Origin of the sequence: Empedobacter sp. UBA6305 (genome assembly GCF_002440405.1) — a bacterium.
In the GTDB taxonomy this organism is placed as follows: domain Bacteria; phylum Bacteroidota; class Bacteroidia; order Flavobacteriales; family Weeksellaceae; genus Empedobacter; species Empedobacter falsenii_B.
This window is the reverse complement of sequence record NZ_DJTP01000008.1, coordinates 13,460-27,570: the sequence shown is the minus strand read 5'-3', so window position 1 is coordinate 27,570 and position 14,111 is coordinate 13,460. Positions and strand designations below refer to the sequence as shown.

Below are 14,111 nucleotides of genomic sequence, written 5' to 3'. Positions count from 1 at the left end.
AACATTATGAGCATTCCAAACAATTTAAAGTACAGTAAAGATCACGAGTGGATTTCTGTAGAAGGAGATGTAGCAACAATCGGTATTACAGCTTTCGCACAAGGAGAGTTAGGAGATATTGTTTATGTTGACGTAGAAACAGAAGGAGAAACTTTAGGTCAAGAAGAAGTATTTGGAACAGTAGAAGCAGTAAAAACAGTTTCTGACTTATTTATGCCAATTAGCGGTGAAGTTGTAGAATTTAACACTGAATTAGAAGGTGAGCCAGAATTAATCAACACTGATCCTTACGGAAAAGGGTGGATTATCAAAGTAAAAATTGAAGATGCTTCTCAATTAGATGCTTTATTAGACGCAGCTGCTTACGGAGAATTAATTGGTGCATAAGACAAAAAAAATAATATTCTTTGCATATGTAGCGTTGGTGTTTTATCTGACGCTACTTCCACAAGAAAATTTCTCGAAATTAAGCACAATCAAAGAATTAGAAATCTTTTTGGAGATTGATAATTTAGATAAAATTGTACATTGTGGAATGTTTGGGATGATGACGATTTTGTTATTTGTCGCATACAAAATAACAACTCTGCGCTTGATGATAATTCCGTTTTTGGTAAGTTTTCTTATCGAAATTTTGCAAGGTATTTTAACATCACTTCATCGTAGTTTTGATTTTGTCGATTTAATGGCAAACTTATCCGGAATCTCCCTCGCATATATCGCAATAGCATATTATTTACAACATAAAAAAACTCAGTAGTATTACTGAGTTTTTTGTTTTTCTTATCTTTTTGACTTATTCAAGTGTAAACTAAGAAAATGTCATTCCGACGTTAGGAGGAATCTTCGATTCTTCATTCTACTAACGTTTTATTCAGAATGACATTTATACGTAAGTCATATTGAACTCGTTTCAACATCACATCAAAATAAAAAAAAGCAACCTTTCGCTTGCTTTTATATTGAAAAAATTAATTGTGCTTACCGCTTAGTTCATCAACTCCTCAGGAATATCACATATCGGAATTGGAACCATTTTATGTTGGTTAATACGATTTAATCTGGAATAAATCTCGAATACTTCTTTTTCTCTACCTTCAAATTCATTTGCAGTTTTTCCAGCTTCTTTCGCTTTCATTGCCCATTCTAATTCATCGTAATTTGCACCTAATTGATCTTCATCCGAACGATCATCACCAAACAAACCATCTGTTGGTTTTGCTTTTTGAATATCTGTATTAACTCCTAAAAACTCAGCAATTTTATACACTTCCGATTTCATCAAATCAGCAATTGGACTAAGATCTACACCGCCATCACCATATTTCGTATAAAAACCAACGCCAAAATCTTCGACTTTATTTCCTGTTCCTGCAACCAAATAATTGTGTAAACCAGCAAAATAATAAAGTGTTGTCATACGCAAACGAGAGCGTGTATTGGCCAAGGCTAAATTCACTTTATCCGTTGTTTCCGTTTCTGGTAAAGCCAAAACCATTGCATCAAAAGTTGAGGTTAAATCAACTTCTATCGAATCGATTGGCGACGAAAACTTATTTTTTAACCATTCAATATGACGTTTTGCTCTATCCGCTTGATTTTTTTCTTGATGAATTGGCATTTCCAAATTAAGTAAAGGGGAGCCTGTCATCGCACAAAGTGTTGAGGTTACAGCCGAATCAATTCCGCCCGAAATTCCAATCACAAAGCCTTTTTGGTGCGCTGTTTCCAAATAATCTTTCAACCAAGAAACAATATATTCTACAACTTTTTCAGTTTGCATAGTTTAATAATTTATTTCAAAGATAGCAGATTATGAAAAAAATTAGGGTTGAAAATACTACAGATTATTTTACTATTTTTGTTAGCTAAATAACCAAGCAATGAAATTTGTATATGGCTTAGCTTTTGCGAGTTTAATTTTATTTACTGCGTGCAAAAAAGAAAAATCGTGGGAAGTGGATGTCAAAGAACAAAATGTTCAGTTGAATATTCATGATATCAGCCAAGATTTTTTTAACGATTCGATTCCTTTAGCGACTTTACGAAAAGATTATCCTTTCTTTTTTGATGCAAAAACTGCGGATGATGTATGGGAAAGTCAACGTCGTAATAAAGAAGAATTGAGTATTTATGGACAATCTCGAAAGGTTTTTGGAGATTTTAAAAACTTAAATGAATCGTTAACTCCGATGTTTCAACGTTACCAATTTTATTTTCCAGAATATAAAATTCCGACGGTTTATACCTATTCATCAGGTTTACAAAATATAGATTATCCTGTGATGTTTAGTCAGCAATCTGGCTTGATGTTTATTGCGATGGATGCGTATTTGGGGTCAAAGAATAAATTATATGATAGCATTGGCGTAGAACGTTATTTACGCACAAATTTAGATTTTAATCGTTTGCCTTCTCAAGCTGTTGATGCAATTGCGAATGATGTGGTAACATTTAGCCCAAGAAATCAATTATTTATTGATAAAATGATTTATGAAGGGAAGAAATTGATTTTGCAAGATGCATTGTTAACAGATACACCAGACGAATATAAAGTTGGTTACACGCCAGAACAAATTCAGTGGTGTATTGAGAACGAAGGTCAAATTTGGAACTTTTTTGTGGAGCAAAATTATGTATTCAGTTCAGATGCTTCTTTGGATAAACGCTTTTTAGCAGTTAGTCCATTTTCAAAATTTAATAATGAAATAGAACAAGATTCTCCAGGAAGAATTGCGGCTTGGATTGGTTTGCAAATTATTCGTCAATACATGAAAGAGAATCCGAAGGTAGAATTGAAAGCTTTGTTAGATGATATGGATGGTCAAAAAATCTTCAAAGATTCTAAATATAAGCCAGCTTTAGAAAGTAATAATTCAACAAATTATACAACAAAAACAATTGATGGTAAAGTTTACCATTTTGTGAAATAAACTAATAATTAGAAGTTATGAGAACAACAAATATTACGGTAGAGATTGAATTGGACGAAAATCACGTACCAGAAAAAATGACTTGGAATGCACCAGACGGTGGAATTAGTCACGAAGAAACAAAAGCAATGTTACTTTCTGTTTGGGATGATAAAGCAAAAGAGGCTTTGCGTATCGATTTGTGGACAAAAGAAATGACACAAGATGATATGAAACGTTTCTTTCACCAAATTTTAATTTCAATGTCTAGTTCTTACGAAAGAGCAACAGAGGAAAAAGAAGTTGCAGAAAGAATCGCTGCTTTTGCAGAAGAATTCGCAATTGCTTCAAAAATTAAAGGTTAAGATTTTAACCAAATAAAAACTTTAAGTCGAATTTCGTAACATTTTGGTTAGAAATTCGACTTATTTTATATCTTTAATTTTCTGACAAGAATAGTCTATGAAACAATTATTTTTTACTTTACTATTTATTACTTCTCTTCCTTCGTTTGCCCAAGAAGGATGGACAATTGAAAAATGTATTGAATATGCTTCGAAAAATAATTTGACTGTTCAACAGAATACCATCAACCAAGAAATTTTTAATAAAAATTTAGAATTAACCTATAACGCTTGGTTGCCAACGGTTTCGGGTTATGTAGATACTAACTTTACAATCGGAACTTATAATCCAACAATAGAAAAGGGATATTATCAATTTGCGCATTCATTTGGCGTACAATCTAGCATCAATATTTACAATGGTGGAGTTGTTCAATTGAATAAAGACAAAGCTGCTTTGGAATTAGAAGCGTCGAAAGTACAAACTGCGATGACGATAAATGATATTTCGTTACAAGTTGCAAATTATTATTTGGCGGTTTTATTGAACAAAGAATTGAAACAAGTTGCAGTAGGAAATCTAACTATTTCGAAACAATTATTGGATCAAAATCAAAAGAAATTCAAAGCTGGTTCAGTAGCTCAATCTGTTGTTGCTCAATCTGAATCTGAAGTCGCGACAAATACACGTGAAGTGGTAAATGCACAAATCGAAATAGAGCGTGCATTGTTCAATTTAGCGATGTTGTTGCAATTAAATGATTACCGAAATTTTGCTGTAACTGATGTCAAAATTCCAGATAATGTAACGTCTCAATTGTATAATTTGGATGATGTGGTAGAAACGGCTTATCAAAATCAGCCTTCTGTAAAACATGCCGAATTGCAAATTGATGTTGCTGCGAAAGAAACTCAAATCGCGCGAACTTCATTATTTCCAAAAGTGACAGGAAGTTTCAATTTCGGAACGAATTATCTACAATATTTCAATAAAAGATTACGTCAAGATGCATTATTAGAGCAATTAGGACATAATGTAACAGGCGTTTTTGGAGTTGGTGTGAGTATTCCAATTTGGAATCAATATTCCTATAAAATTAATATTCAGAAAGCATTAATCAACGAGGATTTAGCAAAAGTTGACCTTCTACAATCGAAACAAGATGTGCTGAAAAATGTTCAATCTGCGTATTTCGAAGTAAATAGTTCTTATGCGTCATACGACTCGTCGAAAGAAGCGGTAAAATATGCGAAAATTTCATACGATTTTGCACAAAAATCTTACAATGCTGGAGTCATTAATCAATACGATTTTAACCGTTCGCGTAATGATATGATGGTTGCAGAATCGCAAATGTTGCAAGCGAAATACAATTACATTTTTAAACAAAAAGTATTAGATTTCTATGCTGGCGTTCCAATAACGTTGGAAGGAAAATAGAGGTTAAATGAAGTAAATAGAGAAAATATTAATCAAATTATTGAAAATTATTTTCATAAAAGAGTTTCAGAGTGTAATAAATATTTCTAAATCTATTCTAAAATCATAAATTCAAACTTTATACATCAATTTTCCTTGTGTATCTTTGCAACATGGCAACAATCTTAAATTTAGAAACTTCAACAAAAAATTGTTCGGTTTCGATTGCTAAAGATGGCGTTCAACTATGTTTGGTTGAAGAAAGTGATGAAAATTATGCACATGGTGAAAAACTGAATCAGTTTGTGGATTGGTGCGTGGAAGGCGCGCAAATAAATTGGAAAGATATAGAGGCGGTTTGTGTTTCAAAAGGCCCAGGTTCTTACACAGGTTTGCGTATTGGCGTTTCGTCTGCCAAAGGTTTTGCATATGGATCTGATATTCCACTTATGGCAATTAATTCGTTGCAAATTTTGGCGGAATCACAATTGAATCAAGAGGTCGATTATATCATTCCGATGATTGATGCAAGACGAATGGAAGTCTATACAGCTTTGTTTGATAAGCAAGGAAATCAGTTAACAGAAACAGAAGCTAAAGTAATCGATGAAACTTCTTTTGAAGAATTGAAAGGAAAGAAAATTATTTTTGTGGGTGATGGAGCAGAAAAATGTCAAGAAGTTTTAGCGCATTTAGATGCTACGTTTATACAAACTTTTCCATCGGCAAAAGATATGATTCGTGTTGCGGAAGAAAAATTTAACCAAAAATCATTTGAAGATGTTGCGTATTTCGAGCCATATTATCTGAAAGATTTTGTTGCCGGAAAAAAGAAATCTGAATAAAATAAAAAGAGATAATTTATGAAAAATCTTGTGTTGACAATTGCTTCATTATACGGAATGACGGCGGTTATATTAGGCGCTTTCGGAGCTCATGCGTTCAAGAAAATTTTACCAGCCGAAAAATTAGCAAGTTTTGAAGTCGGAGTACGTTATCAAATGTATCACGCAATTGTTTTGTTAGCTGTTGGAATGTATTTTCAATTTAATAACGGATTAGAACGTTCTGCAGCTTGGTGTTTAATTGCCGGAACATTTGTTTTTTCTGTAAGTATCTATTTGTTGTCATTCGCAGAACATTGGAACGCAAATCTTAAATTTTTAGGGCCAATTACGCCACTTGGAGGTCTATTTATGATTATCGGTTGGGGTTTATTGGCTTGGATTTTTATGAAAGGAAAATAATTTTCTTTAAATTTATATAATTGTTAATCAGTTATATGGATTTGTGGAATAAACTATTGGTTGGATTATTATTTTTACTTGCAATTAATACAAAAGCGCAAGATAAATTAGTATTGACGACTCCTTTAATCTTTAAACATAGCAACTTTGAATTGAAATTGTTTAATAATCAACAATTCAAATACAAGTCGGTTTTTTATAACTGTATTGTAGAGTTAGATAAAAACGGTAAAGAAATCAATAATGCTAATTATGATTTTGCTGAAGGAACTTATCAAGTAATGGATAATAAATTAATCTTAACTGTAAAATCATCAAGTGGCTATTATTTCTTAGAGAAAGAATATTACTTTTTGATTCTTGATAAAAAGACTTTTTTGATGTCTAATAAGGATCGAAAAAATCTCAAAGAAGCAAGAATGCAAAGGTCAAATAAATCTTTTCCGAATTATATTATAGATACGGATAATCGTAGAGAATATACATTTTATAGTACTGATCAAAAAGTAACTATCGAAGGTTACGAAAAAGATAAAATATATCAAATGTTTAAATAAAAAAGACACTTTATAAAGTGTCTTTTTCTATTTTTAATCTTTACCATTTATCATTTTAGAAACAATTCCAGAATTTTTATTGACTTCATCGATAATAACTCCAATGAGATGAATAAGAAAAAAGATAGGAAACCAATAAATTGCAGTTTTATGCAGTTCTTCCATTGGGTCTTTGTAAGTTCCATTTCCCCACATTAAATAAAATCCTGTCACAATATTAATTAGCATTAACAAATAGAAAATCATATAAATTATTCCCTGAAACTTTTCGGATGTTGAATGACTTTCAAAGGATTAGGAAATCGGATTCCCTTTACCAGCATATAAACAATTCGGACAGCAAAAAGACCTAAAGCGATATAAGCAAATATTTCGTGCCATTGCCACATTGGTTCTAAAGAACTTCTTCCAATTGTTTTTAAAGTAGCGTCAGAAATGTTTAAACCTTCTTTTGAAACTTCATTGGTAATTAAAGCAGAAAGATTTTTCTTGCTCATCCATTCCATTCTCAAAAAACCAGTTAAGAAAAGCATTATCATCGATATTCCGATTGTCCAATGTAATAATCGATGAGTTAAAGTAAACTTTTTCATAATTTATAGTGATTAAAAAAACCTCTCAAAATTGAGAGGTTTTTGTCGTATTTTTTTATTCAAAATCGTCTTCTGTGAATTCGAATTCTTCAAATGTACATTCTATTTCGAAAGGAATATCTTTTTCAGATTCTTCTACAAAATCTTGCACTTCACCTTTCCAGTTCAAGGTCAAAATTCCTTTATCGTTTACACTAAAAGTTAATTCGTTGTTTACTGTTTCGTAATCTTCTTCCGAAACATTCAACGTTGTGTAATATACTTCCACAGTTTCACCTTCTTCGTCTTCTTCCTCGGCAAAACCGTAAGGAATAGAAACTTTTTTACCGTTTAATTCTTCTACAGATTCTACGTCCAAAGGAAAATCATCAATAAATAAAGAAAGTTGAGGAAAATCGTTTTGTAACGAATCGCCTTCTACGTGTTCTAAGTCATCAGTCGAATGTATTTCGACCAACAAACATTTTTTATTTCCTTGAAAAACGACTTTGCATAACGATTTTTCAATATTATAATTAAATGTTTCATCCGGATGGAAGAACTTAATTGTTTTCATTGTTTTGTTAATGTATGTTATTAATTATGAGTACGAATATAATTAAGTTCAATTAATTATCACAAAAAAAATGAGAGAAATTATATTTTTTCGCCTCTAAAACAAAAAAGCCATCTATCTAAGATAAATGGCTTCTATTATTTTATGAATATTCAATTCGATTATTTTGCAGCTTCTTCAGTTGCAGCAGCTGGTTTAGCTGATAAATCTACTTGTAATAAAACTTCGTCTTTTATGATAGAACCTCCAGCACCTACGAATGCAATTCCGAAATCTTTACGGTTAATTCCGAATTCTTCAGATTTGATTGTTACACCATTCGCATCAACAGTTACATTAGCTTTGAAAGTTACATTTTTAGGAACTCCACGGAAATCTAAGTTTCCAGAAATTTCTGAATTGTAATCTCCACCTTCTAAAGTTTTAACTCCTGTAATTTCGAAAGTTGCAGTTGGGAATTTTTCAACGTCTAAGAAATCAGCAGATTTTAAGTGTCCATCTAATTTTCCTTTGCTTTCTGCATCAGCATCTAAATCTTTAGATTCGAAAGAAGCAAAATCAGCAACAAATTTTCCTGATTCTAAAACTCCGTCGTGTACTTTTACAGAACCTTCTTTTAATTTTACAACTCCGTAGTGACCTTCTTCTGGTTTGTTAATATCGTCAAAAGTTTTTCCACCTTTCCAATTTACAACAGATGCAGTTGTATCAACAGCATATTCTGCAGCTCCTTCAGTTGATGTTGCTCCTTCTTGAGCTTCAGTTGCAGCTTTAGTTTCAGTTTTTCCTCCACAAGAAGTTAATGCAACAGCAGAAACAACAGCCAATCCTAAGAATAATTTTTTCATATTGCTTTTTTTAATTTTTTCTTTTACAAAACTATAATATAAATTAATAGTTGATATTGATTTATATCAATAAATGAAATAATTAAACAATTATTTCATATTGAATAAATCTAATACCTTAGCCAAACATAAGAAAAATTATTCAATCGTGCTAAACGTAAAACAACTCAGTTATAATTATCCAGATTTCGAAGAAAAAGTACTCGATAACATCAATTTTGCAGTTAACAAAGGCGAAGTGGTAAGTATTATCGGAGAAAGTGGAAGTGGAAAATCAACTTTACTGAAATTGATTTATGGATTGTTGGATTTTAAAGAAGGAGAAATTTACTATCATACCAAAAAATTACGCGGACCTGCTTATAACTTGATTCCAGGTCATAAGATGATGAAATACGTAGCGCAAGATTATGATTTGTTAGATTTTGTAACGGTTGGTGAGAATGTCGGGAAATTTTTAAGTAATTTTGATTTAGAGCTTAAACAACAACAAATTGACGAAGCGTTAACGGTTGTTGAAATGTTAGAGTATAAACATATTTTTCCGAATAAGTTGAGTGGTGGTCAGCGACAGCGTGTGTCTATTGCACGAGCTTTGGCACAACAACCCGAAATTTTGTTGTTGGATGAACCTTTTTCTAATTTAGATCAAATATTAAAATTAACCATTCGAGAAAAAATTATGGATTGGTGTAAAGCGCATCAAATTACAGTGATTTTTACAACGCATGATTTGAATGATGCTTTTTATACTTCGGATAAAATTTTAGTTTTGCAAAACGGAAAAATGATTCAGTATGATGAGGTCGAGAATGTGCGAAATTCTCCTGCAACAGCTTATGTGGCCAAACTTTTTGGTTATGTAAATGTGTTGGATGATTCGCAAGATTTAGGAATTGATTCGTCTAAAATTGTGATTTATCCAGAAGAAATTACAATTTCAGAAAATGGAAAATTCGAAGGAAAAGTAATTTCATCAAAATTTCAGGGAAGAGATTATTTGGTAAGATTTACATTCAAAAACATTGAATTGTTGATTTATTCTTCTCAAAAATTAATGAAAGATGAGTTGATACATTTTGAAGTTATAAAATTTCATCAATTATGCATTTAGAAAGTTTACAAGTAACGGAATTGTGTAGCGAACGATTAATTTTGATGCCGTTCACGATTTCCATTTGCGAAAATATATTACAGAATAATTATACCGAATTAGAGCAATTAAATTTAGTTAGAGGAAAAGGTTGGCCAGATGCAGATGTAATAGAAACATTGCCTCGAATTATTGTAAACTTGTCTAAAGTTGACGCACCAACAGGTTTCGAATCGTGGATGATTATCAAGAAATCAACACGAGAAATAATTGGTGACATTGGTTTTAAAGGTTATAATTTTGTTGGAAGAAGTTGTGATATTGGTTATGGAATTATCGAAGCAGAAAGAAAACAAGGTTTTGCCGCTGAAGCAGCTGCGGAATTGATAAATTGGGCATTTACAAAAGAAACTTTAGAAGAAGTAACCGCTTGTTGTTTGATAGAAAATATTGGTTCAACGAAACTTTTGACAAAACTAAATTTCTCTGAATTGAGTCGAGATTCAACTATGATTTATTGGTCGTTGTTGAGAGAAAATAAATTGAGTTAAAAATAGATTCTTCGACAAGACCGGAATGACAATCAGATATAAAAAAAAGCGAGGTTCAAATTTTGAGCCTCGCTTTTTTTAATTATTTATTCAACAAAAAGTTCAAAACCTCTGCTGTAAAATCTTTCGGATTTTCAGCATGTAACCAATGTCCTGCATTTGCAATTTTCTTGATTTCCGCATTTGGAAAACGTTCCTTGATAATCATTTCATCTTCTGGCATAATGTAATTTGAATTTGCACCACCCAAAAATAAAGTTGGACCATCAAATTTGCCTTTTAACAATTCAGAACCAACCATTTCTTGGTAAAATTTATCTAAAACATCTAAATTGAATCGAAAAGCATATTTTCCATTATCGGCGTGGTAAACGTTTTTCAACAAAAATTGTCGCACACCAATTTCAGGAATATATTGTTCCAAAGTCGTTTCTACATCTTTTCGAGTTTCAACTTGATCAAAATTAACAGATTTCAACGCTTTGAAAATCGCATTATGATGAGGTTGATACGCTTTTGGTGCCATATCCACAACAATCAAATGATCTAATCTATTTTGATGAATCATCGCAAAATCAATCACAATTCTTCCGCCAAGCGAATGTCCCAACAAATGTGCTTTTTCAATAGAATTTGCATCCATATAATTCACGATATCTTGTGCCATCGCTGCTAAAGAAGAATCTTCGCTATGAAAACTACGTCCATGATTGCGTAAATCAATCAAATGTGTTGTAAAATATTCGCCAAAATGTTTTCCTAATGTGCTCCAATTATCCAATTGTCCAAACAATCCATGAAAAACCAATAAATGTTTTTCACCAGAGCCGACAATTTTGCTATGTAAGATTTCTGCCATTTTCTACAAATTTGCTAATTCAATTTTACGTAAATACGCTTGTATCGTATTTTCTAAACCTAAATATAGAGCTTCAGAAATTAACGCGTGACCAATAGAAACTTCTGCAATTGTTGGAATTTCGCGAATAAAATATTCAATATTATCTAAACTCAAATCGTGTCCAGCATTTACAGCCAATCCATTTTCGATTGCTAATTTTGCCGTTTCTTTATAAGGAAGAATTGCGTCAAGATTTCCTAAACCGTATTGCGTCGCAAATTCTTCTGTGTACAACTCGATTCGATTAGCACCAGTTTTCGCAGCACTTTCAATTAAAGCAGGATTTGGATCTAAGAAAATAGAAGTTCTGATTCCAGCATCTTTAAACGTTTTAATCACATCTGTTAAATAATCAAAATGTTTGATTGTATCCCAACCAGCGTTTGATGTAATCGCATCTTCTGCATCAGGAACCAAGGTAACTTGTTCTGGTTTTGAGTTTAAAACCAATTCCATAAAACTATCAATCGGTTTTCCTTCAATATTAAATTCAGTTGTTACAACAGGTTTCAAATCGTAGACATCTTGGTAACGAATATGACGTTCGTCTGGACGCGGATGAATCGTAATTCCTTGTCCTCCGAATTCCTGAATTTTGATTGCCGCTTCTACAAGATTTGGCGTATTTCCACCACGCGCATTACGAATTGTAGCAATTTTATTTATATTAACACTTAATTTAGTCATGATTTTATATTATAATTTTTTTATATCAGAAAGCGAAATGCTTTGCATAATTTCTAAGTCAAATTTACGACAAGCTGTTAACAAATGATCGAAAATATCAGACTGAATTCTTTCAAACTCCAAATTGCTTGCCGAAGTTGTAAAACATCCAATTTCTAAGGGCATTCCAAGCGGAGAAACAGGTAATTGTTTTACGATAATTGGATCATTTTGCGAAACTGTTTTCAAACTTTTTAAATAATGTTCAACATAAATTCTAAAAACACCAATATTGGTTAAGTTTTTACCATTAATATCTAAATCAGAATTTTCAATGTTTTGATTATAGATAGAGATTTCGTGACGTTTTTGTTGAATATAATGATGAATTAAAGTAATATTTTTGAAACGATTTAACATTTCTTCGTTACAAAACTGAAACGAATTTACATTAAACGAAACAGAACGTTTTATTTGACGTGTTTCAGTTGCCAACATCGCCATATGATTGGTTACCTGAGACGATACCAAATCTACAGTTGGAACCGTTGCAATAGATTTATCAAACTTCTCAATTTTCACCAAATTGATGTTAATTTCTTTTACTGTTCCTTCAATATCGCCTTTGGAAACGGTAATCCAATCGCCAACTTTTACAATTTTAGAATAGGAGATTTGCAAACCAGAAACAAATCCGAAAATTGCATCACGAAAAATCAATAAAACAGCTGCGGTTAAAGCTCCGAGAACGGTAATAATTGTGTTTTTATCAACCGTAAACAAAATCATTATTCCAGAAATAATCGCAAAAAATGTGATAATAAACTTCAACATTTGTCCAAAAGTTCGCACTCCAATTGTTGTATAACTATTTTCTTCGTTGTACACATCAATAATTGTATTGATAACTCGGAAAATAAGTTGCGTAAAAACGATTAATGAAATAAGTTGTGTAATGCGTTGAACAACATGAAAAATATTTCCTTCATTCTTGAACAAAATAACATTCATGCTTAATGCAAAACTGATTGGAATGAGATGAATAGCTGAAACAAAGACTTTGTTTTTGTACAAAAACTTCAACCAATCGTTTTCGGTGAAATTTTTCAGTTTTTTTAGAAGCGGAAGAATAATAGCTCTTAGCACAAAATCTAACACAAAAAGAATAGCTATCCAAGAGACAATTTCTAAGAAATTAAAAAGATTTTCAGACAAATCAATTTTGAAATATTGATTGAAAAAAAATTTTACACCATCAGAAAATTCTTCATAAAAAGATTTATCTTGCATAAGCTGTGAATTGAGTTTAAATAGATTTGTTTGTGCAAAGTTACAGTTTTAAAAATACTAAAATAATGGATAACGATAGTATACTAAATCTTATTAGTGGAATTTTATTGGTTGTTGGTTTGGTCGGAACTGTTTTGCCAGTTTTACCAGGAGCACCTTTGGCATTGGTCGGATTATTGGTTTTCAAATTCAGTGGTGATTGTAGTTACAATTGGGGAACGATAATTATTGCAGGACTTTTTGTGTTATTAGGTGCGCTTTTAGATTATTTATTACCAGCTTACATGACCAAAAAATTAGGTGGAACCAAATACGGAATTTGGGGATCTATTATCGGATTAATCATCGGATTATTTTTTCCACCAATTGGTTTTATTGTAGGTCCTTTTCTGGGAGCATTATTAGGCGAATTAATTTTTACTGCGGCTTCGCCAAAAGTTGCATTAAAATCTGCTTTCGGATCTTTTGTAGGATTTATTTTAACAACAGGTTACGACATTATTTTAACGTTAATATTTATCGGAATATTTGTATATCAATTGATGAATTAATCAGATTAAATGGTTGAAATTAGGTCAATAAAAAAAAATGACCTATATTTGCAAAGAATTTAAAGGAATAAATGGAGGAGGGCTGGTTATAGCTCTCTTTTTCGTTGTATATGGATTCAAGTAAAGTAAAACAGCTGATAGACGAAGCAATTGCGGAAAATCCGTCATTGTTTCTTATCGATTGGAAAATCACTCCAGATGATAAAATTGTAATTTTAGCAGATGGAGACGAAGGTCTTTCAGTCGAAGAAATTGTAAGAATAAGCCGACATGTAGAGCATAATCTTGATAGAGAAGAATGTGACTTTGCATTAGAGGTTTCCTCTCCTGGTGTAGGAAGTAACCTAACCATGCCACGTCAATTTGCTAAAAATGTAGGAAGAACTTTAGAAGCTACATTAAATGACAAAGTGATGGAAGGCGAAATTGTAGAAGCCGATGAAGAAGGTGTTACAATTTTTTGGGAAGCACGCGAACCAAAACCTGTAGGAAAAGGAAAAATTACAGTAGAACACGAAGAAAAAATAAATTACGCTGACATTAAGAAAGCGATTATAAAAGTCACCTTTTAAAAAAATTAAA

20 protein-coding genes are annotated in these 14,111 nt (G+C 31.9%); 12 read left to right on the top strand and 8 right to left on the bottom strand.

What is annotated here, in order from left to right:
* The first annotated feature begins 6 nt into the window (after positions 1–6).
* Complete coding sequence (gcvH, locus tag B3M86_RS02260; RefSeq protein WP_038335019.1) at positions 7–387, top strand: glycine cleavage system protein GcvH; 381 nt, start codon at positions 7–9, stop codon at positions 385–387.
* Positions 380–760: a VanZ family protein gene (locus tag B3M86_RS02255; protein ID WP_221854263.1), complete on the top strand. Its 381-nt coding sequence runs from the start codon at positions 380–382 to the stop codon at positions 758–760. The genes gcvH and B3M86_RS02255 overlap by 8 nt, the downstream gene beginning before the upstream one ends.
* A 228-nt stretch (positions 761–988) precedes the next feature.
* On the opposite strand, the gene nadE is transcribed toward B3M86_RS02255, so the two are convergent.
* Positions 989–1,783: an NAD(+) synthase gene (nadE, locus tag B3M86_RS02250; RefSeq protein ID WP_286495309.1), complete on the bottom strand. Its 795-nt coding sequence runs from the start codon at positions 1,781–1,783 to the stop codon at positions 989–991.
* A 100-nt stretch (positions 1,784–1,883) separates the two neighbouring features.
* Between nadE and B3M86_RS02245 the strand changes: the two genes are divergently transcribed.
* The 6 genes from B3M86_RS02245 to B3M86_RS02220 all read left to right on the top strand — a co-directional run bounded on the left by B3M86_RS02245 (position 1,884) and on the right by B3M86_RS02220 (position 6,480).
* The gene (locus B3M86_RS02245; protein WP_219033845.1) at positions 1,884–2,933 is read left to right on the top strand and encodes a gliding motility protein, GldB; all 1,050 of its coding nucleotides are present in this window, start codon (positions 1,884–1,886) and stop codon (positions 2,931–2,933) included.
* Between the two features lie 17 nt (positions 2,934–2,950).
* On the top strand, positions 2,951–3,277 hold the full coding sequence (gene gldC / locus B3M86_RS02240) for a gliding motility protein GldC (protein WP_038335027.1): 327 nt from the start codon (positions 2,951–2,953) through the stop codon (positions 3,275–3,277).
* A gap of 97 nt (positions 3,278–3,374) precedes the next feature.
* On the top strand, positions 3,375–4,697 hold the full coding sequence (locus B3M86_RS02235; protein ID WP_291049676.1) for a TolC family protein: 1,323 nt from the start codon (positions 3,375–3,377) through the stop codon (positions 4,695–4,697).
* Positions 4,698–4,849: 152 nt separating this feature from the next.
* A complete protein-coding gene (tsaB, locus tag B3M86_RS02230) occupies positions 4,850–5,521 on the top strand; it encodes a tRNA (adenosine(37)-N6)-threonylcarbamoyltransferase complex dimerization subunit type 1 TsaB (RefSeq protein ID WP_038335034.1) in 672 nt (223 codons plus the stop codon).
* Positions 5,522–5,539: 18 nt separating this feature from the next.
* A complete protein-coding gene (locus B3M86_RS02225; protein ID WP_280049058.1) occupies positions 5,540–5,923 on the top strand; it encodes a DUF423 domain-containing protein in 384 nt (127 codons plus the stop codon).
* Between the two features lie 35 nt (positions 5,924–5,958).
* Positions 5,959–6,480 (top strand): hypothetical protein, encoded by a 522-nt coding sequence (locus tag B3M86_RS02220; protein WP_280051220.1) that lies wholly within the window; start codon positions 5,959–5,961, stop codon positions 6,478–6,480.
* Positions 6,481–6,513: 33 nt separating this feature from the next.
* Here B3M86_RS02220 and B3M86_RS02215 read toward each other — a convergent pair whose 3' ends face one another.
* The 4 genes from B3M86_RS02215 to B3M86_RS02200 form a co-directional block, all read right to left on the bottom strand.
* Positions 6,514–6,708, bottom strand: coding sequence for a cytochrome b/b6 domain-containing protein (locus B3M86_RS02215; RefSeq protein WP_257468028.1), 195 nt, complete (start codon positions 6,706–6,708; stop codon positions 6,514–6,516).
* 23 nt (positions 6,709–6,731) lie between these two features.
* Complete coding sequence (locus tag B3M86_RS02210; protein ID WP_257468027.1) at positions 6,732–7,073, bottom strand: cytochrome b/b6 domain-containing protein; 342 nt, start codon at positions 7,071–7,073, stop codon at positions 6,732–6,734.
* A 55-nt stretch (positions 7,074–7,128) separates the two neighbouring features.
* Complete coding sequence (locus B3M86_RS02205; protein ID WP_038335039.1) at positions 7,129–7,629, bottom strand: hypothetical protein; 501 nt, start codon at positions 7,627–7,629, stop codon at positions 7,129–7,131.
* 161 nt (positions 7,630–7,790) lie between these two features.
* Complete coding sequence (locus B3M86_RS02200) at positions 7,791–8,477, bottom strand: YceI family protein (protein ID WP_291049664.1); 687 nt, start codon at positions 8,475–8,477, stop codon at positions 7,791–7,793.
* Between the two features lie 100 nt (positions 8,478–8,577).
* On the opposite strand from B3M86_RS02200, the gene B3M86_RS02195 reads away from it, so the two are divergent.
* Positions 8,578–9,591: an ABC transporter ATP-binding protein gene (locus tag B3M86_RS02195; protein WP_291049661.1), complete on the top strand. Its 1,014-nt coding sequence runs from the start codon at positions 8,578–8,580 to the stop codon at positions 9,589–9,591.
* Positions 9,582–10,121 (top strand): GNAT family N-acetyltransferase, encoded by a 540-nt coding sequence (locus B3M86_RS02190; protein WP_286495302.1) that lies wholly within the window; start codon positions 9,582–9,584, stop codon positions 10,119–10,121. Before B3M86_RS02195 ends, B3M86_RS02190 begins: the two co-directional genes overlap by 10 nt.
* Before the next feature lie 82 nt (positions 10,122–10,203).
* On the opposite strand, the gene B3M86_RS02185 is transcribed toward B3M86_RS02190, so the two are convergent.
* The 3 genes from B3M86_RS02185 to B3M86_RS02175 are packed head-to-tail and all read right to left on the bottom strand — an operon-like array spanning position 10,204 to position 12,978.
* On the bottom strand, positions 10,204–10,980 hold the full coding sequence (locus B3M86_RS02185; protein ID WP_291051625.1) for an alpha/beta fold hydrolase: 777 nt from the start codon (positions 10,978–10,980) through the stop codon (positions 10,204–10,206).
* 3 nt (positions 10,981–10,983) lie between these two features.
* Complete coding sequence (locus B3M86_RS02180; protein WP_291049654.1) at positions 10,984–11,709, bottom strand: pyridoxine 5'-phosphate synthase; 726 nt, start codon at positions 11,707–11,709, stop codon at positions 10,984–10,986.
* A gap of 9 nt (positions 11,710–11,718) precedes the next feature.
* Entirely contained in the window at positions 11,719–12,978 is a 1,260-nt protein-coding gene (locus B3M86_RS02175; protein WP_291049651.1) for a mechanosensitive ion channel family protein, read from the bottom strand.
* 65 nt (positions 12,979–13,043) lie between these two features.
* Between B3M86_RS02175 and B3M86_RS02170 the strand changes: the two genes are divergently transcribed.
* Positions 13,044–13,529 (top strand): DUF456 domain-containing protein, encoded by a 486-nt coding sequence (locus tag B3M86_RS02170; RefSeq protein ID WP_125350498.1) that lies wholly within the window; start codon positions 13,044–13,046, stop codon positions 13,527–13,529.
* A 110-nt stretch (positions 13,530–13,639) separates the two neighbouring features.
* Positions 13,640–14,101: a ribosome assembly cofactor RimP gene (gene rimP / locus B3M86_RS02165; protein ID WP_125350497.1), complete on the top strand. Its 462-nt coding sequence runs from the start codon at positions 13,640–13,642 to the stop codon at positions 14,099–14,101.
* The last annotated feature ends 10 nt before the right edge of the window (positions 14,102–14,111 follow it).